The 20877-nt window shown below is 39.6% G+C and carries 19 protein-coding genes and 1 pseudogene; 3 read left to right on the forward strand and 17 right to left on the reverse strand.

What is annotated here, in order from left to right:
* Positions 1–5: 5 nt before the first annotated feature.
* The 3 genes from PVV63_RS02300 to PVV63_RS02310 form a co-directional block, all read right to left on the reverse strand.
* On the reverse strand, positions 6–1997 hold the full coding sequence (locus tag PVV63_RS02300) for a tol-pal system protein (RefSeq protein ID WP_273790459.1): 1992 nt from the start codon (positions 1995–1997) through the stop codon (positions 6–8).
* Positions 1998–2049: 52 nt separating this feature from the next.
* The gene (gene pal / locus PVV63_RS02305) at positions 2050–2571 is read right to left on the reverse strand and encodes a peptidoglycan-associated lipoprotein Pal (RefSeq protein WP_273790460.1); all 522 of its coding nucleotides are present in this window, start codon (positions 2569–2571) and stop codon (positions 2050–2052) included.
* 204 nt (positions 2572–2775) lie between these two features.
* Positions 2776–3477, reverse strand: coding sequence for a DUF1013 domain-containing protein (locus tag PVV63_RS02310; RefSeq protein ID WP_273790461.1), 702 nt, complete (start codon positions 3475–3477; stop codon positions 2776–2778).
* A gap of 368 nt (positions 3478–3845) precedes the next feature.
* Between PVV63_RS02310 and PVV63_RS02315 the strand changes: the two genes are divergently transcribed.
* Positions 3846–4592, forward strand: coding sequence for a YebC/PmpR family DNA-binding transcriptional regulator (locus PVV63_RS02315; protein ID WP_254492472.1), 747 nt, complete (start codon positions 3846–3848; stop codon positions 4590–4592).
* 1083 nt (positions 4593–5675) lie between these two features.
* On the opposite strand, the gene tolB is transcribed toward PVV63_RS02315, so the two are convergent.
* The 12 genes and pseudogenes from tolB to PVV63_RS02380 form a co-directional block, all read right to left on the reverse strand.
* Positions 5676–7001 carry a Tol-Pal system beta propeller repeat protein TolB gene (gene tolB / locus PVV63_RS02320; protein ID WP_404977279.1) on the reverse strand — a complete coding sequence of 442 codons (1326 nt, stop codon included), beginning with the start codon at positions 6999–7001 and terminating at the stop codon, positions 5676–5678.
* A 38-nt stretch (positions 7002–7039) separates the two neighbouring features.
* Positions 7040–8416 carry a cell envelope biogenesis protein TolA gene (locus PVV63_RS02325; protein ID WP_273790462.1) on the reverse strand — a complete coding sequence of 459 codons (1377 nt, stop codon included), beginning with the start codon at positions 8414–8416 and terminating at the stop codon, positions 7040–7042.
* Between the two features lie 108 nt (positions 8417–8524).
* The gene (gene tolR, locus PVV63_RS02330) at positions 8525–8980 is read right to left on the reverse strand and encodes a protein TolR (protein ID WP_273790463.1); all 456 of its coding nucleotides are present in this window, start codon (positions 8978–8980) and stop codon (positions 8525–8527) included.
* A gap of 14 nt (positions 8981–8994) precedes the next feature.
* On the reverse strand, positions 8995–9708 hold the full coding sequence (tolQ, locus tag PVV63_RS02335; RefSeq protein WP_273790464.1) for a protein TolQ: 714 nt from the start codon (positions 9706–9708) through the stop codon (positions 8995–8997).
* A 1676-nt stretch (positions 9709–11384) separates the two neighbouring features.
* Positions 11385–11825 (reverse strand): tol-pal system-associated acyl-CoA thioesterase, encoded by a 441-nt coding sequence (gene ybgC / locus PVV63_RS02340; protein WP_273790465.1) that lies wholly within the window; start codon positions 11823–11825, stop codon positions 11385–11387.
* Between the two features lie 224 nt (positions 11826–12049).
* On the reverse strand, positions 12050–13144 hold the full coding sequence (ruvB, locus tag PVV63_RS02345; RefSeq protein ID WP_273790466.1) for a Holliday junction branch migration DNA helicase RuvB: 1095 nt from the start codon (positions 13142–13144) through the stop codon (positions 12050–12052).
* A gap of 13 nt (positions 13145–13157) precedes the next feature.
* Entirely contained in the window at positions 13158–13772 is a 615-nt protein-coding gene (gene ruvA, locus PVV63_RS02350) for a Holliday junction branch migration protein RuvA (protein WP_273790467.1), read from the reverse strand.
* Between the two features lie 13 nt (positions 13773–13785).
* Positions 13786–14301, reverse strand: coding sequence for a crossover junction endodeoxyribonuclease RuvC (ruvC, locus tag PVV63_RS02355; RefSeq protein ID WP_273790468.1), 516 nt, complete (start codon positions 14299–14301; stop codon positions 13786–13788).
* A gap of 993 nt (positions 14302–15294) precedes the next feature.
* A complete protein-coding gene (locus PVV63_RS02360) occupies positions 15295–15429 on the reverse strand; it encodes a hypothetical protein (RefSeq protein ID WP_273790469.1) in 135 nt (44 codons plus the stop codon).
* A 466-nt stretch (positions 15430–15895) separates the two neighbouring features.
* Positions 15896–16155, reverse strand: a pseudogene (locus PVV63_RS02370) (DUF1465 family protein); the annotation flags it as partial.
* Positions 16156–16177: 22 nt separating this feature from the next.
* Positions 16178–16696 (reverse strand): DUF1465 family protein, encoded by a 519-nt coding sequence (locus PVV63_RS02375; protein ID WP_273790470.1) that lies wholly within the window; start codon positions 16694–16696, stop codon positions 16178–16180.
* 179 nt (positions 16697–16875) lie between these two features.
* Positions 16876–18018, reverse strand: coding sequence for an OpgC family protein (locus PVV63_RS02380; RefSeq protein ID WP_273790471.1), 1143 nt, complete (start codon positions 18016–18018; stop codon positions 16876–16878).
* A 365-nt stretch (positions 18019–18383) separates the two neighbouring features.
* On the opposite strand from PVV63_RS02380, the gene PVV63_RS02385 reads away from it, so the two are divergent.
* Positions 18384–19046 carry a thiamine phosphate synthase gene (locus PVV63_RS02385; RefSeq protein WP_273790472.1) on the forward strand — a complete coding sequence of 221 codons (663 nt, stop codon included), beginning with the start codon at positions 18384–18386 and terminating at the stop codon, positions 19044–19046.
* Positions 19047–19357: 311 nt separating this feature from the next.
* The gene (locus PVV63_RS02390) at positions 19358–20095 is read left to right on the forward strand and encodes a TIR domain-containing protein (protein ID WP_273790473.1); all 738 of its coding nucleotides are present in this window, start codon (positions 19358–19360) and stop codon (positions 20093–20095) included.
* Between the two features lie 275 nt (positions 20096–20370).
* Here PVV63_RS02390 and PVV63_RS02395 read toward each other — a convergent pair whose 3' ends face one another.
* Both PVV63_RS02395 and PVV63_RS02400 read right to left on the reverse strand, forming a co-directional pair.
* Entirely contained in the window at positions 20371–20679 is a 309-nt protein-coding gene (locus PVV63_RS02395) for a type II toxin-antitoxin system RelE/ParE family toxin (protein WP_273790474.1), read from the reverse strand.
* Entirely contained in the window at positions 20657–20845 is a 189-nt protein-coding gene (locus tag PVV63_RS02400; protein ID WP_273790475.1) for an antitoxin, read from the reverse strand. Before PVV63_RS02400 ends, PVV63_RS02395 begins: the two co-directional genes overlap by 23 nt.
* Positions 20846–20877: the final 32 nt, after the last annotated feature.

The raw sequence follows: 20877 nt of genomic DNA on the forward strand, positions 1-20877 counted from the left end.
GCTGTTTATTTTGCAGGTTTACAAAAAACAGATGCTAATGTTTGTTGACGTTTTGATTTTTTCACAAAATGAGCACAATCGTCTTTATTTGGCTCAAGAGCGACCATACTTCTTGCTAATTTCAGCAAAATCTCAGAGGTATAGAGCTTCTTTTTATCTGCATACCATGCGGTAAGATAAACTTGTGCTGCTTCATGATAGCGTTTTTGCCCCAACAAAGATTCGGCCAACCAAAATAAAGCATCATCACTCAAAGAATCTTTTTTGTAACGATTTTGAAAAGCGCAAAAGCTTTTTTCAGCATCAACATAGTTAGCAGAACGAATAAAATCATACCCTTCCTTATACAAAGCTTTAGAAGAAGAAAGATTGTCACTCTGATGTGCTTCAATTGGAGCACTTACTTCATGCGCTTTGTTAAAAGGTTGACTGTTTTCATGATCATGGCTCTCCACCTTAGCTTCCACAGCAGCAACCTTTGTCTGATCACCTGTACTATGGTCCTGCTCCATCTCTTCTTTTACAGTCTGAGATTTTTCATCTACAGCAGACTTTTCAAAAGAACAAGAATAAACAGAAGAGGCTTCTGTATCAAAAAGCTCGTGAAACTGCTTGTTAACATTTTTTAGACTGTTATGCTCAAGCACCATTCGTATCTTATGCAAAAGCTTATCTAAATCATAATCTTTAAATAAAGCCTGTTGATTCTCTAAAATAATCCCTTGGTGCTCCGCAAAACTAGTGGCTTTTTCCATCGCGCTAGATGCTGCTTTATCGGCTGCTTCAGGAGCTTCTTTTACAGCATCGACAGCCTTATTAACAGCGTCAGTGGCTTTTTCTATCACATCAGATGCTGCTTTATCAGCTGCTTCAGGTGCTTCTTTTACAGCATCAACAGCCTTATTAACAGCGTCAGTGGCTTTTTCCACCGAGCTAGATGCTGCTTTATCAGCTGCTTCAGGTGCTTCTTTAACAGCATCAACAGCCTTATCAACAACGTCAGTGGCTTTTTCCGCCGCGCTAGATGCTGCTTTATCGGCTGCTTCAGGCGCTTCTTTTACAGCATCGATTGCCTTATCAACAGCGTCAGTGGCTTTTTCCACCGCGCTAGATGCTGCTTTATCGGCTGCTTCAGGTGCTTTCTTCACATCATCGACAGCCTTATTAACAGCATCAGTGGCTTTTTCCGCCGCGCTAGATGCTGCTTTATCGGCTGCTTCAGGTGCTTTCTTCACATCATCAACAGCCTTATTAACAGCATCAGTGGCTTTTTCTATCACATCAGATGCTGCTTTATCAGCTGCTTCAGGTGCTTTCTTCACATCATCGACAGCCTTATTAACAGCGTCAGTGGCTTTTTCTATCACATCAGATGCTGCTTTATCAGCTGCTTCAGGTGCTTTCTTCACATCATCAACAGCCTTATTAACAGCGTCAGTGGCTTTTTCTATCACATCAGATGCTGCTTTATCAGCTGCTTCAGGTGCTTTCTTCACATCATCGACAGCCTTATTAACAGCGTCAGTGGCTTTTTCTATCACATCAGATGCTGCTTTATCAGCTGCTTCAGGTGCTTTCTTCACATCATCAACAGCCTTATTAACAGCGTCAGTGGCTTTTTCTATCACATCAGATGCTGCTTTATCAGCTGCTTCAGGTGCTTTCTTCACATCATCGACAGCCTTATTAACAGCGTCAGTGGCTTTTTCTATCACATCAGATGCTGCTTTATCAGCTGCTTCAGGTGCTTTCTTCACATCATCAGTTGCCTTATCAACAGCGTCAGTGGCTTTTTCCGCCGCATCAGATGCTGCTTTATCGGCTGCTTCAGGTGCTTTCTTCACGTCATCAGTTGCCTTATCAACTGCATCAACTTTATCCGTATCATGTGCAGGATATTCGGAAGCCTTTCGTGCCGCACTTTGAACAAGTGAAGTAGAACAAGCTATGAAAACCCCCATATAAAAGAGTGTTTTCCAATTGATTTTACGATACATTCTTTTTTCCCCTTAAGAGCTTATTAAATAGTTGAAACAAACAATCTTCTTTTTAATGACTATTCATGTCATTCAACGTTGTCACAGCACGTCGATTTTGATTCCAACAGGAAATATCATCACATACTGCTACAGGTCTTTCTTTTCCGTAAGAAATTGTTTGAATCCGTTGTGCAGACACACCTAGAGACACCAAATAGTTTCGCACAGCAACAGCACGGCGCTGTCCAAGTGCCAAGTTATATTCACGTGTTCCCCTCTCATCAGCATGACCTTCGATCATAATAGAATAATAAGGATAATGAAGCAACCATTCTGCTTGGCGCGTTAAAATACGTTCAGCATCAGCATCAAGTGAAGAAGAATCGAGACCAAAAAACACGCGATCACCCACATTAACCGTAAATTCTTGTCCTGAACCTGGTGACATCTGATTCAAACCAGCATCATTCATATAAGCGCCATTCATACCGTTAAGTGCACCAACATTTTTTTTGCCACACCCACCCAAGCATAGTGAGAAAAGAAAGAGGATAGCTAAGGAATGAGAGATGGTTTTTTTGGTAGAGCGCATAGTCCGTTTCTCCTTGAATTTGGTAAAGAAGGGTCAATTCTTAAAAATATTTTTAAGAATAACCGTTAATTCCTAATGAAGACGAAATTTTTTCTGTTTTTTTTCGTCCTCATTTTTACTTTTAAGTCTCTGCCAATTTTTCTTCTCTTTGGCCATTCCTCTAACATTTCCATAAGAAACGTTTCCCTTATGCGTCATGGCTTTTTATGCATCATCTTGATCTTGATCTTGACGATTTTTTTGCAGCGCGTTCAGCTTTGCAAAAACTTTATCAGCGTCAAAAGTCTTATGCAGATTGTCTTCACTCTCATTTTCCTCTAGAGCAGCGTTTTCCGTCACAGAAGCGGGAAGCAACGACCTATCTTCTTCTGCAGCAACAGGGCGATTTTTCGCCGCACGCTGGAGCTCAAAATCTAAATCGATTTGCGAACACAAACCAAGCCCTACAGGATCAAGAGGAACCAAATTTGCACTATTCCAATGGGTTCTAAGGCGGATTTGTTCAATTGTCGCTTTTGTTGTCCCAATCAACCGTGCAATTTGTGCATCTTTCAACTCGGGATGGTTTGTAACCAACCATAGGATACCATTGGGACGATCTTGGCGTCGAGAAAGAGGGATATAGCGCGCCCCTTTACGTTTTTTTTCAGGAATATGCACCCTAGATTGAGAAATTTTCAATCGTGCGTTTTGATCAGCCTCCACCCGTGCAATTTCACTGCGCGTCAATTGCCCAGAACTAATCGGATCTAAACCTTTAATACCATAAGCCGCATCACCATCGGCAATAGCTTTTACTTCCAAGACATGCAATTTACAAAATTCTGCAATCTGATCAAAAGAAAGAGCTGTATTATCAACCAACCAAACAGCTGTTGCTTTGGGCATCAAAAGTTGCGTTGCCATTTTTATAAATCCTCTTCTGCGCCTCTTCTATGAGGCAGGTTACCGCCCACTCAAGAGCACTGGAACTTTTTTATATGTTTAGGTCTCTCCAACCACTCCTAAAACAAAGCGAGGCATGGAATAAACCATTTTGCTATGAGATTACATTCTGTTATAGCGTTATTTTTGCTCAACGACAAGAGATCTCTCTTGTAATGATCCTCAACTAAGGTGTCTTTACCTTTAAGATGAATTTTCTTATAAAGGGTTTATTCGATTATTTCACCTCATGCTGTGGCACATTTATTCTGGTGGGATGCGTGCTTTATCGCCTTAAATTCTAAAGAGTATCCAACTGGAAAGAAAGCCCTCAAATAGGAAGGAAAACTATGGCAGGCCATTCACAATTTAAAAATATTATGCACCGTAAAGGGCGTCAAGATGCAATGCGCTCGAAAATATTTTCTAAACTTGCACGCGAAATTACCGTAGCAGCAAAACAAGGTGCTCCTGATCCAGCCATGAATCCACGTTTAAGGCTGGCTGTTCAAAATGCCAAAGCACAATCGATGCCGAAAGATAATATTGAACGCGCGATTAAAAAAGCGTCAGGCGCCGATGTCGAAAATTATGATGAAGTACGCTATGAGGGCTATGGACCAGGTGGCGTTGCCGTCATTGTTGAAGCTTTAACCGATAACCGCAACCGCACCGCTTCAAATGTGCGCGCCGCCTTCACAAAATCAGGAGGTGCCTTAGGGGAAACAGGATCGGTCAGTTTCATGTTTAATCGGATTGGTGAAATAATCTATAAGCCAGAAGCAGGGACAGCCGATAACATCATGGATGCAGCAATTGAAGCCGGTGCCGAAGATGTGCAATCAGAAGAAACCGGACATCATATTACCTGCGCATTTGAAGATATTGGTGAAGTTTCCAAAACACTTGAAGCAAAACTTGGTGAAGCAGAATCGATTAAAACGATTTGGAAAGCCACCACCCTTGCACCAATAGATGAAGAAAAAGCTTTGTCCGTTTTACGGCTGATTTCAACATTAGAAGAAGATGATGATGTGCAAAATGTTTATGCCAATTTTGATGTCAGTGATGAGATTTTGGCAAAATTGTCTGTATAATTCCCATCATTTGCATAAGCCCTCTCTTCATTCATGAGGGCTTCAAAAGCATCTGTCACCTCTCCTCTTTATCCGCACATATAAAAGCCCCGCGTCAATAGCGGGGAAAGGCTGTCAGTGCAACAAAAAAACCGCAATTAATTTCAGAAAACATAACCAAAAAAAAAGAAAGCATACAAAACTCTGTAGCCTCACGCCTTTCTTACATGCCCCCAAAATTATCCCTATATCCCCTCTTTATTTGATCTTTTTGTTCTTTAAGATGAACCTCCTCTCCGCTCTCAAGTGATGAAAATGATCTAGCCTCTAAACAATTGGGATTTTCCTAACGTATTCCTATGACGAATCACCCATGGAATTCGCTTGAAACTTAAGGCTCAACAAACATGCACTCCCCTAAATATTCGCCACGCACTTAAAAACACTTAGAATATATCAAGGAGGTTTATACGTCCTATTTATACGTCCTATATCACCACACTTCAAAGGACAGTGTTTTTACAACATCACAGAATAAAAATAAGCAAATGGAAAGCCAGAGCTGATTGTTTAGCAAAGTATTGTACAAAAAGCCGGTACATCTCTCTAATCTGTTGCGGATAAATTTTTGACTTTATGGCATTAACTTTATGGCATCGTATATTTCTAAAATAACGTCATTTATCTTAAAAATCTGTCCTTTTGCTCTTACCAATCAATCAATATTCAGACCTAAAACAACCGCGTACTTGAATAAAACACATCAAAGAGCAACAGCCCCCCCTGACAAGAGGACTCTTCACAAACAAAATCGAAGAGGAAGTTTAAAAAAATATATATAGCGACACTTTGAATAAAAAATTGAAATCTAGAGATCTCAGAATTTTCGGCTCTATTTTTTCAAGGTATTGTTTTGAATTTTTTTAAGCATTTTCCCCCAAGGAAATTCCATTATCGATCAACAACCGTAGATGATAGATGAAACCTACATAACTCCCCATGCCCACTATAATCAATTCCTTCTTTTAAATAATTAAAAAACTATTGAGATTGTTTAAACTTGAGACTGTATTCCTTCTATATTCTATTTTTAAGCATTTTGTTTTATTGTATATTGAGCAAAGGCGACCATGCTGGATCTGAAGCATCATTGGGGGTGGGTAATTGACGTTCATTGCGACCCGTAATATCAATCGTATAAATTTTTGGTCCCATACCGGGATTTTTGCGAAAGAACATCAGCACACGACCATTAGGGGCCCAAGTTGGTCCTTCATTGTGAAACCCCGTGGTTAAAATTCGTTCTCCTTGTCCATCAGGGCGCATAACACCGATAGAAAATTGTCCGTTTAATTGTTTTGTAAAGGCGATATAGTCACCCCGTGGAGACCAAATAGGTGTTGAATAACTCCCATCGTTTGAAGAAATACGCTGAATATCACTCCCATCCGCATTCATTTTATAGATTTGCGGCTTTCCACTACGATCTGAAGAAAAGACGATTTGTTTTCCATCCGGTGAATAAGAAGCAGAAGTATCAATAGCAGAAGTTGTTGTAAGTCGCGTCATCGTACGGGTTCGTAAATCCATGGTGTAAAGATTGGCACTCCCATCATTTTGTAACAAACTCATGATAACTTTTTGTCCATCAGAAGAAAAACGTGGAGCAATTGTCATGTTATTAAACGTTCCGATCAACTCTCTTTGCCCCATTTCAATTTGTTGGAGATAAACATGAGGTACTTGATTGTCCTCATAAGCCATATAGGTCATTTCTTGTCTTTTTGGAGAAAAACGCGGCGTAAGCACCAATTCACTTCCATCAGACATATAAATCAAATTTGCGCCATCTTGATCCATCATTGCTAAGCGTTTAATGCGTGCATTTTGGGGGCCTGTTTCATCGATAAAAACAATTCGTGTATCAAAATAACCACTTTCTCCTGTCATCTCACTATAGATCTCATCTGCGATCATATGTGCCACACGCCGCCAACGTTCTGTCGCGGTATAAAAACGCCGTCCTTTCAATTGTCTTTGTCCAAAAACATCCCATAAACGAAAATCGACCCTCAAACGTCCATCGATTTCTCTCATGACTTGCCCAGTAACTAAACCTTGCGCTTTTATTTTCTGCCAAGAAGCAAAATGCGGTTGTTTATTAGGATTAGAAATGTTTTCAAAAAAATTTGCTTTATCAAGCGGTAAAAAAAGCCCCGACCGTTCAAGATCGGCTGTCACCACAGCAGATATTTTCAACCCAATCGAATCATTGGAAATAAAGTCTGTAATTGCAATGGGAATGGGATTAAAATCAGCGCTCGAAATAGTTCCTTTCAATTGCGCATAACCCGATGAAATACTTGAAAGCCACAACCCACAAGTGATAATAAACCAAGCAAAAACTTTATGTCTCGTTATAGTCATCATGGAATGTGTCCTTTCGTTAAGCGCTTTTTTCTCGTTTATCATCTTATTTCTTGGAGGGGATCAACATTAAAGTCAAAACCTTGCCCCCATAGATCATATTGATCACGTGGGAGATCTGCATAAGGTTGGCATGAAAAGACAGCAGCATACACCTGTCTTATCATAATAGCTTGTTGACTCTCAAGGCCGCTTACGGGATCAATGATAGGGTCGCCCACAACCATCCCTTCACGGTCTAAATAAAATCGCAACCGCACAACCGGACGGTTTTTTAAATCGCCGCCAAGCGCCACAAGTTTAAGCTTCTGTTGAATACATCCCCCCGCAATATTGACCAATGTTTGTGCCATTTTTGTGGTATCATTAATATTTTTTCTTGCACCCAAAGCTTCTGGTGTATGAGAACGTTTTGCCCCCCCTCCTTGTGACCGCGCACGATTAAGCAAATTATTTTCCTCCAGAGCTAAAATATCTTCAATGGTCTGTTTCTCTTGTTTTTTCTTGTTAAGCTTTGGCGTATTTTGATTCAATGCAGCCTCATTCTTCCTTGGAGATTTTTCGTCAAACTTTGGTTTAAACTGTGGAAGAAGAGATTTTTCTGGAAGTACAATTTTGGGCGCTTGATGAACAATCTGCTCTGCTGGTACTTTTGGGACCGTTGGAGCCAATTCTTTTGGCGATATCATCTCTTCATTTTTGTGCGCAGGCTTGAGCGCAACCTTAGAGGCATCTTCCGGCACTCTCAAAGGCATCTCAGGTGCAGCCTTGGGCGCATCCTCCGGTGCCTCCAAAGGCATCTCAGGTGCAACCTTGGGCGCATCCTCTGGTGCCTCCAAAGGCATCTCAGGTGCAACCTTGGGCGCATCCTCTGGTGCCTCCAAAGGCATCTCAGGTGCAACCTTGGGCGCATCCTCCGGTGGTGCCTCCAAAGGCATCTCAGGTGCAGCCTTGGGTGCATCCTCTGGTGCCTCCAAAGGCATCTCAGGTGCAACCTTGGGCGCATCCTCTGTTTTTGCTTCTAATAATTCTGGTTTTGTAAGTTCTGGTGCAAATGTTTCTGATGTGTTCTCGCTTGATGGTGGCGATGCTGTTTCAACAGGACGCGGCTTTTCCTTTGGTTGAAATGGTGCAAGACTATCTATTTGTCCCTCTCCAATATGGCGTGCATCTTCTTTCTCTTGTGGCTGCATAGTTGGTTTTATGGCAGGGACAGCACGGATAGGAGCCTTCACGGCTCCTTGTTGAGAAGAAAACTCGTCCACTAAAGGAGCAAGAGTAATGGGAATTGCTTCCAATGGTTGTGGTAAAGAGACAGAGCTTGTAAACTGAATGGCTCCCCAACTGAGAAAAATGACATGGACCACAAGGGATAAAGCCAAGCCTCGTTTCATACTATGATAGGAGTCTTTGTTCATTCTTTATGCCTTATTTATGCCTTACATTTTTTCATTTTTAATCACTCTATGCTCTTTTTAAAAAAAAATTAAAAACAACCGGTTATGCGCAATTTTATTACTTATTATTTATTGTGCTAGACTTGCTAACGCAACTTGAGAAAACCCCGCTTTTTGAATATCCGCCAGCAGTTTTAATACCTGCTGATATTCAACAGTTTTAGCAACCCGCACAAAAACCCGTTGATCTTTTTGTGTAGCATCTGCTTCCAGAAGAGTTTTCAGGTGTGCAATCAGGGCCTGTGACGTTTCATAATAATCTTGATTAATGGCAAAGCGCCCTTGCGCGTCAAGTGAAACCGTAAGGGGTGTCTTTTGAGCTCGTACGGGACCCGCTTGACTACGAGGCAAATCTAGAGGAACACCGTTCACTAAAAGGGGAGCAGAGACCATAAAAATAATCAACAAGACCAGCATGACATCCACAAAAGGAGTGACATTGATCTCACTCATCAGTTGGCTTCGTGAATGATGCCGCCTACGTGTATTTTTGCGAGAAGAAGAAGAAGCAACAGAAACGCCCATGGATAAGCTCCTTTTTATAAAGAGGAAGGTGCTGTGCGTGTTTCATCAATACGCCGCGATACAATTGTTGAAAATTCATCGGCAAAATTTTCTATTTGTGCAATGATGCGCGCACTTTCATGAGTCAACTTGTTATAAGCAATAACGGCTGGAATTGCTGCAAACAAACCAATAGCGGTTGCCAAAAGCGCTTCTGCAATCCCCGGCGCGACAATGGCAAGTGATGTATTTTGAGAAGCTGAAATAGAAAGAAAAGACTCCATAATACCAATAACTGTTCCAAAAAGTCCGATAAAGGGTCCCGCGGATCCCAGTGTCGCAAGAAAACTTAATTTTGATTCTATTTTTTCACTTTCACGTCCCAGCGTCAAATCCATAGCCTTATCAATTCTGCTCTGCAAACTTTTCGATGTATGGGTCCCTTTTTCAAGAGATTTTTTCCATTCAACCATTGCTGCTATAAAAACTGCGGATATACTATTGGTGCGTTGACTTTTGCATGATGCATAAAGATCTTCTAGCGCTTTGCCGGACCAAAATGTACGTTCAAACTGCTTTATTTCACGCCGTATTCTCCGATACGTAAAAATTTTATCAAAAATAATTGCCCAACTCCAGATGGAAGCGAGCAGCAACCCAATCATAACACCTTTCACGATCCAACTCGCTTGCATAAACAAATGCAACATTCCAATTGTTTCCGGATTTGTTAGTTCACCATGCGGCATAATTTTTGTCCCTCTAAATGAAAGGTGTATTTTTAAAAGTTTTATAAAACAGATTATTTTATAGTTTCTAAATTTAAGTAAAAACTCTAGTCTCACATAAATCCATGCGCTAAAACAAGACTTGTTTCTTAAATTTCCTTAAAAAGTGATGACGAGAGACATCCCTCAATGCAGGCCCCTCCTCATTTCACAACAGCATTTATGAAAAATATAACGATAAGAACTTCTCCATAAATACTATAAAAATAAAAGATATAAAAATGCATAATATAAAATCTATTATGCACCACCATCTTTACGCTTATGATAAAGAACGCTAAATCATCATACGCGTTTTAAGCTTAAAATGCTGCAATAAGTCTTAGCACTTGAAAAGATTCATAAGAAGCATTTTATTCCTTTCTTAAGTGTTTTTGTACCCACTCATCAACCCCGCTTGTGATATGTAAGAAAATGTTTTTAATTAATTCGCAGCAATAGAGCTTGAAAAGAAAAAATCTTACAAGTTTCAGAATTATCTAAAAATTGCAACGCAATGAATTATCATTATAAATAAATATGTTATCATCATGAAAAATTATGCTTTGCCTCAGGCTATTGTTTCTCTCATTCTTTAATAAGATCACACCATCGGGCAAAAAAACGACACTAAACCACCCTACCACACCTCACAACAATGCGCCTCCCCCACGCACCCCTACAAGTCCTATATAATCTAGTGTAAGTCTCATGTAATCTCATTGTGTTGTGAATTTGCCTCTTTCAATGCCTATCATCTCTCTGGCACTATGGTATAACGTAAAAGCTTCTGTGATATGAAAAAAGCCTTTTCACGTCTTTACTTCATGAAAACCAGCTTCTTCGCTCTCTTTGCTCACTTGCGATATTTGATCGTTATTGCATTGAGAATGATACATAAGAAACATTTTTACAATTTTTTCAATGATTTATATTGCTCTCTTATGATGTGTAAGCAAATGATTTTAATTGTTTCAACATGAACAGATTTGAAATGCAAAGTATTTTATTCCTCTATTAGGGTTTGTGCCCGTGAGAAGTGATAATTTATCTTTCTAAGTCAATATATTATATAGAATAATATGCTTTTGAAACTTTAAATCAAGAATGCATTTCTGCTTTGTATACATTGATCTCTCACTCATTTACTACGCTTAGAAGCGCACATAAAGTGATGCATTATAGATAGAAATGGATAAAACACGTGCTCTTGTGATGCCAAATGACAGTCCAATAAAAAAACAAATCAAATTGCTTAAAAACACCCTTTGGGTGTTTTGAGACAATTTTCGACCTAATGGCTTATTATCACTTTATTGCAATATTGCGCTGGGTATGTGCATTTTTATAAAAACAAATCTTAATCCATTTTTTATTTATTTTTTTTGTACTTTTCGCTGTTTTCCGATGCCAACAAACCTTTCTTCAAAAGAAAGAAAATATCTTGAGTTTATAACAGAAAATGGATGAGGCGTGTTTAATTTTGTGAAATATCATCTTCAATTTATTGTAGTGTTGTAGCAGAGCTGTTTTCTTTTGCTGTATCGTGTAACCTTGTTGGAAAACATTTAGGCTATGATAAATGTATAGTTTTAGATTGTAGATTACTTTATATCTGCCGATCTCTCCTAAAGCTGCTGGTTCAATGAATAATACTTTTAACCAAGAATTTTTGCAAAAAGTTCTTTGGGTAAACGTCGCGGTTTTGCCTCCTCATTAATCAGAGCAATTTCAACTTTGGCTGTTACCAACGTGGTCATCTCATGCAAAATAGATTGCTCCATAAAAAAGCGTGCCCCTTGGATATGAGTAACACGTGTTTTAACGACTAAAAGATTATCAATTTTAGCTGGTCTTGAAAAATTAATTTCCATATGACGAACAACAAAAAACAGTTTTTCTCCCTCAACCCCTGCTGCTAACATCTTATTATTAAAACCGGCATCTCGTAAAAACTCTGAACGTCCTCGTTCAAAAAACTCAAGATAACGCGCATGATAAACCACACCGGAAAAATCTGTATCAGCAACATAAACGCGGACCTGAAAATTATGAAAAGCGTTTGTATGATTGCTCTTAAAAGGTGTTATTTCTGTCATCGACTTCATGCCCCATAAAATCATCTAATATAGCTAATATAGCAAATTGTTTATCAATCAAAAGATTGAACACATTTTTGTGTTGAAGTTGTGGAAAGCAAAAGCAAAAAACCCTCAATAGTGCCAAACTTTTTCGACCAGAATATGTTAAAGGAAGCACGTCTCTTGTATTTTATGACCTTGCTATAAAATGTTCAAATAGTTTCTTTTAATGAAGAAATGCCTTAGTCATCTTCCCCATCCCATAAAGACGTCTGAAGTAATGAATTGTCTTGAGCATCAGAAAGTTGAGAACGCCTTTGTATAGACGTTGTAGAAGCTGGAGCAGAAAGCCCTAAATGGCTCCAAGCCTTTTCAGTTAGAATGCGTCCACGAGCGGTTCTTTGAATAAAACCTTGTTGGAGCAAATACGGTTCAACAATATCTTCAATGGCATCGCGTGGTTCTGATAAAGCAGCAGCAATCGTTTCAATCCCCACCGGTCCCCCTAAAAAAGTTTCCGCAATCAGAAGCAAGTAGCGACGGTCAAGCGGATCAAGACCAAGATGATCGACCTCAAGGCGCGAAAGCGCTTCATCGGCGATTTTTTGGTCAATTTGTTTTGCTTGTTTAACCAAAGCAAAATCACAAACGCGCCGTAAAAGCCGTCCGGCAATACGAGGGGTCCCCCGTGCTCGGCGTGCAATTTCATGGGCACCATCATCACTAATCTTGACGGCAAAAAGCCGCGCATTACGCTGCACAATATATTCCAATTCTTCTATCGTATAAAAATTGAGACGAATTGGGATGCCAAAACGGTCTCTCAGCGGTGTGGTCAAAAGCCCCAAACGTGTGGTTGCCGCTACCAAAGTAAATTTAGCCAGATCAATTTTCACCGAGCGTGCGGCCGGCCCCTCCCCAATGATCAAATCCAGTTGATAATCTTCCATGGCTGGATAAAGAATTTCCTCAATCGCCGGATTTAAGCGATGAATTTCATCAATAAACAAGACATCACGTTCTTCAAGATTGGTCAAGAGAGCGGCTAAATCTCCTGCTTTAGCGATGACCGGCCCTGAAGTAGAGCGAAAATTAACGCCTAATTCTTTTGCCATAATCTGTGAAAGCGTTGTTTTTCCCAACCCCGGTGGCCCTACAAACAAAACGTGATCCAGCGCTTCTTGCCGCGTTTTTGCTGCTTCAATAAATATTTTTAAATTAGCCCGTGCCGCTTCTTGACCAATAAAGTCATCGAGAACTTGTGGTCTTAAGGAACGATCTGGATCGTTAGGAAGGGAGGCGGAACCCAGAAGGCGTTTATCTTCATCTTTATGCATTGTTACCTTGATTTTAAGTAGGAGAAGAAAGCAATTTGAGACTATGGCGGATCAGCAGGGCAGAAGAAACAGTTTCCCCCTCAAGAGCGTTCATCGCAAGAGCAAGAGCACGGGATGCATGCTCCCGTTCAAACCCTAGCTTCATCAACGCGGAAAGCGCATCATGCGCAGGTTGATTGGTCATCTCACGCTGAGAAACCGAAACAGTCTTGAGCGCTTGTTCAAAGGGGAGTGTTTTACTTTTCAACTCACCCACAATTCTTTCACTGACTTTTTTACCAACGCCCGGCGCTCGACTAATCATCGCAACATCGTTTAAGGCAATAGCCTGTGCAAGTTCATCTGGCGATAAAGTACCCAAGATTGCCAAAGCAACCTTTGCCCCTACTCCAGGAACATTTTGTAGAAGACAAAACCACTCCTGTTCAGCTCTTGTAGCAAAACCAAAAAGGCGGATTGCGTCTTCCCGAACATGCGTTTCAATAAAAAGGCTTAACGCCTCCCCAACAGAGGGTAAAGAAGGACGCAGCCGATTTGACACAAAAACAACATAACCCACACCGTGCACATCAAGAAGGATATGATCATCAAAGATATGTTCAAGAGTGCCCTTTAATTTGCCAATCATGTTGCCACCCCACTCATATCGCCTTCCTTGCCTGATAAGATAGGTCAATACTGTTACGGTGCATACTATGACAAAGAGCAAGAGCAAGAGCATCAGCCGCATCACTGCTATCAAATTCAGCCCGTGGGAGGAGAACTTTGACCATCATATGGATTTGTTCTTTAGCCCCATGTCCAACACCAATAACCGATTTTTTCACTTTGTTGGGCGCATATTCAAAAACAGGAAGATTTGCTTGCGCAGGAACCAGCAGTGCAATTGCACGTGCTTGCCCAAGTTTTAAAGTTGCTGTAGCATCTTTGTTGACAAACACATGTTCTACAGCGGCTTCATGGGGCATAAATTGATGCACAACCTCTGAAAGACCTTTGTGGATCTGACATAGTCTGGAAGCCAGCTCACACTTTACATCAGAAGAAACCGTCCCTGCTGCAATAAACTGAAGACGATTACCCGCAACATCGATAACGCCCCACCCTGTACGCCGTAATCCGGGATCAATGCCTATAATACGAATCGTCTCTGCCATAAACTACAGTCTATACACTTTTCCCCCCTGTGAATAAAGATGTGAATAAAGACAAGACCACAAAGAAAACAACAACCCAAGACAAAACCAGTAAAAAGATAATCATCCCCCCAAATTTATACAATTATAACACGCAACGAACAGCATCTTTATGAAGCATAACTGAAATCAATCAAAACCATTCACACACCACAAGCAAGCACCCTCTAAAGCATAAAAATTCCCTTTCTATATCATATCCAATGCCATAACGGTTAAACATCGCAAGCGAGCAAATAGATCAGTGCTGGATTGCACATTCATAAGTATAAAGAGGCTATGAAACAGATGCTACACACTTTGCGAAAACTTTTTACATTATAGCATGGCGCTACCATAACAAGACAACACGTTGATTTATAAAGATAATTAATTATTTTGTATGTTGCATAAGAATCCCGAATATCCTAAGATTTTCTCATTACAAATCTGTTTATATTGAAGCAATCAAAACCATTCTCTTACATATGAAACGTGGGATTGCCGTATAGAGTGAAACTGTACAAGAAAGGACTAAAAATAATGCTTCTAATGAATTGTCTCAAGTTCCAAAGGCTGCCGCAACATTGGGGACTGGCAAAGATGATGATAGTGCCGGCTTTCTCCTTTGCAAGCATAAAGATGAGAGAGGCTCAACGGATGTGAATAAGAACTGAGAAATATTTTTGAATATACTCATCACACCACAATGACATTGCGTAGAGAGGGACATTGCATAGAGAGGGACATTGCATAGGGGCACAGAGAGCCTATAGGACATTCATTATATGGCACTATATGGCACTTTATTTTGGATATTTTATTTTACGCGAGGGAAAATACCTTCCATTCAAAACAAAAGAAGCCCAAAAACTGTAACAATGTGTATCATCCTCATAACACACACTTTACAGCAGCTTTATAGGCATAAATTATAGAGCATAAATAAATTGATGTACAAGCCCCTACTCTATCTTAGAGCCAGATCATTATCATAACCAAAACAAAATCACACGATAGATCAACAGAAAGTGTTCCAGCTGCAATCAACCAAAGCCGATTTCCCACAAAACCAACCATACTCCATCCCATGCCATAATTTACAATCAATACCTATATCCTTCAGCTATAAGCTCAAGATATTTCCTACGCTCAAATAGAAATTAGGCAGAAAAAAGCACTCTAGATTAGTTTTAGTTGTGAAATTTCGGTTGTAAAAAAAAATGGGTATACTGCTCTAAATATCGCAAGAAAGAAGCAAGGAGCTATTATTCTCAGCACGCCAAAAAGCTGTTTTGAGTAATTCGATTTATTTTCCCACTAGATTATCATCGTTCAAGATAAAGCCGCCGCTTATTGACCAAAGTGCTTAAACTATAGCAGCATCTCTAAATGAAAAAAATGCACGCTTCTAAACGCAATGAATGAGAAACAAATTGGCGAAAAACTTCTGGCAATTCATGCCAATGAGGGGTCTCAAGTTCTAATGCTCGGTGTATGAAGTGACACTTTTACAATTTCTTTTTTTTATTTGTTCTGATGACATTTCCCCTTCGCACAAAGCAAGGGAGTACCTCTAAGAACGCCCAAAGGCTGTTTTGAGCAATTCGATTTGTTTTCCCACTGGATTATCATCTTCTAGAGCACAGGAGGCCGCAGTTTCCCACCCAGCACGCATATAGGTTATCCGCGCTTCTAAACGCAATGAATGAGAAACAAATTGGCGAAAAACTTCTGGCAATTCATGCCAATGCGGGGTTTCAAGTTCCAATGCTCAGTGTATGAAGTGACACTTTTACAATTTCTTTTTATTTGTTCTGATGACATTTCCCCTTCGCACAAAGCAAGGGGAGTACCTCTAAGAACGCCCAAAGGCTGTTTTGAGCAATTCGATTTGTTTTCCCACTGGATTATCATCTTCTAGAGCACAGGAGGCCGCAGTTTCCCACCCAGCACGCATATAGGTTATCCGCGCTTCTAAACGCAATGAATGAGAAACAAATTGGCGAAAAATTTCTGGCAATTCATGCCAATGCGGGGTTTCAAGTTCCAATGTCGGTGTATGAAGTGACACTTTTACAATTTCTTTTTTTATTTGTTCTGATGACATTTCCCCTTCACGCTCTGCGCGAAGAAGAAGGAGTTGAGAAGCAATTTGCATAAGTCGTGTACTTAAATACATAGCCTCTTTCGCATAAACTGCAGAAACCTCTGCCGAAAGAGAGCGTGCTACTAATTTCCCTTCTGAGTCAATATACGCTGCGGTTTCTTCAATCAGCGCCATTGTTTCTTCATAGAGACGATTAAAAGCATTTTCAAAAGCATTATGCTCAATCATGATAATAGGTTCATCATATGGACGTTTATGTACACTCACGCTTTTATACTCCAAGTATCAGCACAAAATTATACCACTCAACGAACAGAGTATTAAAAAGTTTCTTTTGTTGCTGTATAGAACGCTTTTTTTAAAACTGCTACCTCTTTTAATTTTTTTGCGCAACGCACTTTTTATACTAAGGTTAACGTGCCCAATAAACACTATAGGAATGTTTTTTATAAACGGATCATTTTCCTTGAAAATGACCACTGCCAAGATTGCCGTTTTTCACAATAATAAGCGACTCCAAATTGCAAAGCAATACCCGTTATTATTAAGAGGGTATCGGAAAAAAACGTTTCTGTCATCACTGTTTTTATAATTTGTCCAAACATCGCAAAAATGGTTCCCGTTACAAAGACCGGTAAACTATGTTTTCCTAAAATTGCTAAAGGATGTTTCTGAGAGACATAAAACCATTTATTGATGCACGGCAAAGAAAGAATGAGAAAGGCTAATGCAAGAACATGGAGTAAACGTGGCAAGCTTAAAAAGGTTTTATTAAAGTTCAACAATGGGGAAGACCAGCCAAGCCACCCCAAAATGCCCCACCAGTTTAAGCGAACCCATAACAGTGCCAACAAGAGATACGCTGCCGCACAAACAATCCAAAAAGACTGAAAAGCGATTTTTTTTCCTTGTTTAAGCGCTAAAGTACTGGTCAATCCTATGACAAATAAGAATTGCCAAGACAAAGGATTTAAAAACCACTTTCCCTTTAAAGGATAAGAAGGAGGAGCAATTTTATAAAATCCGCAGATAAGATACAGTGTAAAGGAGCCCAAAAGCAGCCATTTTGTCTGCTTACAACTCAAATAAAGGATAAAAGGCGCAAAAAACATCAAAACGATATAAAGAGGAAGAATATTATTATATCCCAATTGATGCCCAAAGCTTAAGGTACTCAAAAATGCGATACTAGGCTCTTTAAAAAAGAGTCCCACATTGTTCATCGATAAAAGTTTTTCTGTTCGCCATAATAAAAAGGCAGCAAAAAAAAGACTTAACGTGACAAAAGTAGTAAAAAGATATGCACCATAGAGCTGCAGAGCTCTGTACCAAAGTTTTCGGATAATAAAAGCAAAGGATTTTTGCTGTAACCGTCCATGAAAGCTTAACCCAAGAGCAATCCCTGAAAGCAAAACAAACACTTCTGCACAATCAGAAAAACCGAAATTTCTATGAGTAAAAGACTCATAGATCGTTCTGGGAATATGGTTGATGAAAATCGTCAATAAGGCTAAAGAACGAAAAACATCAATACGTGTATCACGGCGAAAAGGTTGAGTATTATGCTCAAGAATACCTTGGTATTTCATCAGTGGACTCCCACACGTCACACCCCCCTTGAAGTCCCATAAAAATGGTGCTTACCCTTATTGCCAACAAGCATGAACAGGATGAAATTTTAATTTTTAAGTGTCAAGTTTCATTTTAAGCGTTTATTTTTTAAAAGGCAAAAGTTTTTTAAAGGCAAAAGAACGAAAAGCGTCCATACGTGTATCACAGTAAAAAGGCAACATATTATGCTTAAAAACACTTTCATTTCTCATAAGCAGGCTCCCACACACCCACAAATCCTTTAAATTACGTGAAAATGGTAGTCACTTTCATCGCAAATAAGCATAATAGAATGAAACTTTAATTTTTAAGCGTTATTTTTTCTAAGAAACAGGGATTTGACATGACAGAACAAAAAAATAAACCAATTGATCCACCTCTTTTCCCTCAGTTGATTTTAACACTTGATGTTCGGCGCAACACCCCACACACATTTTTGCAGCAAATTTTGCAAACAAAGTCTTTTGCATGCGTCATCCTCTATGATTCTGAAAAGTTGAAAGATGATGGCTCTTTTTTACAACAACAAGCGCAAACTTACGCAGAAGATATTCAACATCATGACGCAGCCCTTCTCATCGCTGATGACAGCCGCATTGCTGGACGCATAAAGGCTGATGGATTGCACATAGAAGATGATCTTAACGCTCTTGAAAGCTTCAAAAATCAGCAAAAGGAACAAAAAATCATAGGCTTTGGCAATTTACGCAATCGCCATAGTGCTATGCTTGCAGCGGAAACAGGTGTTGATTACCTGTTCTTTGGAAAACTCGGTGCTGATAAAAAACCCCAAGCGCACCCCCGCAATCTCCAGTTAGCAACATGGTGGGCAGAAATTATGCAAACCCCCGCCATTATCCAAGCAGGAAGCGATTTTTCAACCTTTGATGAAGTCTTAAAGACTGGATGTGAATTCATTGCTGTAGAAGAAGTCATTTTGGGGAACGACAACCCCTTAATACTGCTTAAAACAATGCAAGAAAAATGTGAGAACACCCCCTTGTAATATAGGAGGAGAATTTATAAATAAAGCGTTAACTTTCGTGTTTCTTATATAGAGCACATAACGGCATATACAAATAGGAGAAAAATTCGTTTCGTTCATTCACAATTCAATCAGATCGCTTTATCACGCAGTAAAATTTCCCATCATTTAGTCAAGTTTTCCCACGTTTCAATCAATTGAATGGAAGGTGACCGTCTCTTTTTGTGCATTGTATAAGAAAATGAAATCATAAAGCTATTTAAATTCAAATAGTTATAAAAATAAATCAACATTTTATATTAATAACCAGCGATATTGAAAGAATATAAACAGTGAAATATAGCGGCACCTTCGAAGACCTTAAAGATATAGTTAAAACAGCTGGATATAAAATCATAGAAACTAAGTCTCTATCACTTAATTCTTCTAAAGGATATCAGATCAAAACCTCCGAAGGAGGCGTTATTAATTGGTATGAAAGTACAGGAACAATCAACGTTCAAGGCAAAGAAAACATAAAACAAAAGTTAATAGAAGATTTAGCAAAGCATATAGAAGAAACATCAACGATTCCTTCCTCAAAAACTGCCTCCAATCCTTCAAATAAAAAAATTTTTATCGTTCATGGTCATGATTGTTATGCCTTAACGGAGCTTGAAAATGTTCTTCTCAAGCTTGGTCTCGAACCATACATCTTACAAAACACGAGTGGTAATGGTTTACCCATCATTCAAACTTTGAAAAAAGAAATTTGTGACAGTTCTATAAGTTTTGGTATTGTACTCCTCACGCATGATGACATGGGTTATGCTATATCTCAAGGTGCAGAAAAAATTCAACCCCGTGCACGACAAAACGTTATTTTCGAAATGGGCATGTTAATGTCTGCGCTTTCTCTTGAGAGGATTGCTATTCTACAAAAAGAAGGCATTGAAATGCTTTCAGATGTTGGTGGAGTTTACTACCTTTCTTTTAAAGAACACGTAAAAGAAACATTTCCCAAACTTATAGAGCGCTTACAAGAAGCTGATTTCTCTTTTAATACAGATACAATTCATGCATTAAAGTAAATTTGAATAATGCTTATGTTTATTTTTTAAAGCGCACGCCCAAAACCACAAGGCACCCCACCACATTCCACAGACACACATCCTATAGCACAGAGAAACGATCACCCCCCACTCTTATTCAAACAGCAAGCGATTGTGCAAATTTTAATGAAGAGACCGCGCGTGAATTCACTACCGTAGAAGAAATCATTTTAGTCTCTTTGATAAACGCGGAGGCTGTTGTCATGATTTTGGTAATTGTTCCAGAAAGGTTTAAGAGGCAGCCTCTCATTAGATTAAAGAAAAATAGGAAATTCACGTCGGGCATGTACTACAGCTACAATTTCGATTTGATGTGCAGCTACTCGATACAATATAAGGTAATTTGGATGCGCTACAATTTCTCGTAATCCTAATACCTTCTCACTCTGTCTGTATAAATATGGATGTTCAGCCAATGGCAGTACGGATGCTTCCAAAAACCTTTTCATTCGGCGCGCAGCAGATGGATTTTCGCGAGCAATATAGGTAACATCTGACGCAAATTGTCGCGCGCCGAAGACAACCAAACAACCGGAAGCATCACTTGTCCTGTTCAGCTTCAAGCTGACTGATTATAACTTCCATTTCAGCCATAACCTCATCATGCGGAATAGGAGGATATGGATTTGCAAGACTTCTCGCTACCTTATCGCGCAGCCATGCAGTGTAGCTGCTTTCCTGTTCAACGGTTTCGAACTCTGAAATTAGCGGAGAAAGGGTGGGCTTCATAATATATGTCCTTTCTATTCCTGAATATTGGA

The organism is Bartonella sp. CM31XJBT, assembly GCF_028618555.1.
GTDB lineage: Bacteria > Pseudomonadota > Alphaproteobacteria > Rhizobiales > Rhizobiaceae > Bartonella.

Excerpts from the sequence above, each read along its gene's own strand:
- PVV63_RS02300 (WP_273790459.1), bottom strand. The coding sequence starts at position 1,997 with ATGTATCGTAAAATCAATTGGAAAACACTCTTTTATATGGGGGTTTTC.
- pal (WP_273790460.1), bottom strand. The coding sequence starts at position 2,571 with ATGCGCTCTACCAAAAAAACCATCTCTCATTCCTTAGCTATCCTCTTT.
- PVV63_RS02310 (WP_273790461.1), bottom strand. The coding sequence starts at position 3,477 with ATGGCAACGCAACTTTTGATGCCCAAAGCAACAGCTGTTTGGTTGGTT.
- PVV63_RS02315 (WP_254492472.1), top strand. The coding sequence starts at position 3,846 with ATGGCAGGCCATTCACAATTTAAAAATATTATGCACCGTAAAGGGCGT.
- tolB (WP_404977279.1), bottom strand. The coding sequence starts at position 7,001 with ATGATGACTATAACGAGACATAAAGTTTTTGCTTGGTTTATTATCACT.
- PVV63_RS02325 (WP_273790462.1), bottom strand. The coding sequence starts at position 8,416 with ATGAACAAAGACTCCTATCATAGTATGAAACGAGGCTTGGCTTTATCC.
- tolR (WP_273790463.1), bottom strand. The coding sequence starts at position 8,980 with ATGGGCGTTTCTGTTGCTTCTTCTTCTTCTCGCAAAAATACACGTAGG.
- tolQ (WP_273790464.1), bottom strand. The coding sequence starts at position 9,708 with ATGCCGCATGGTGAACTAACAAATCCGGAAACAATTGGAATGTTGCAT.
- ybgC (WP_273790465.1), bottom strand. The coding sequence starts at position 11,825 with ATGACAGAAATAACACCTTTTAAGAGCAATCATACAAACGCTTTTCAT.
- ruvB (WP_273790466.1), bottom strand. The coding sequence starts at position 13,144 with ATGCATAAAGATGAAGATAAACGCCTTCTGGGTTCCGCCTCCCTTCCT.
- ruvA (WP_273790467.1), bottom strand. The coding sequence starts at position 13,772 with ATGATTGGCAAATTAAAGGGCACTCTTGAACATATCTTTGATGATCAT.
- ruvC (WP_273790468.1), bottom strand. The coding sequence starts at position 14,301 with ATGGCAGAGACGATTCGTATTATAGGCATTGATCCCGGATTACGGCGT.
- PVV63_RS02380 (WP_273790471.1), bottom strand. The coding sequence starts at position 18,018 with ATGAAATACCAAGGTATTCTTGAGCATAATACTCAACCTTTTCGCCGT.
- PVV63_RS02385 (WP_273790472.1), top strand. The coding sequence starts at position 18,384 with ATGACAGAACAAAAAAATAAACCAATTGATCCACCTCTTTTCCCTCAG.
- PVV63_RS02400 (WP_273790475.1), bottom strand. The coding sequence starts at position 20,845 with ATGAAGCCCACCCTTTCTCCGCTAATTTCAGAGTTCGAAACCGTTGAA.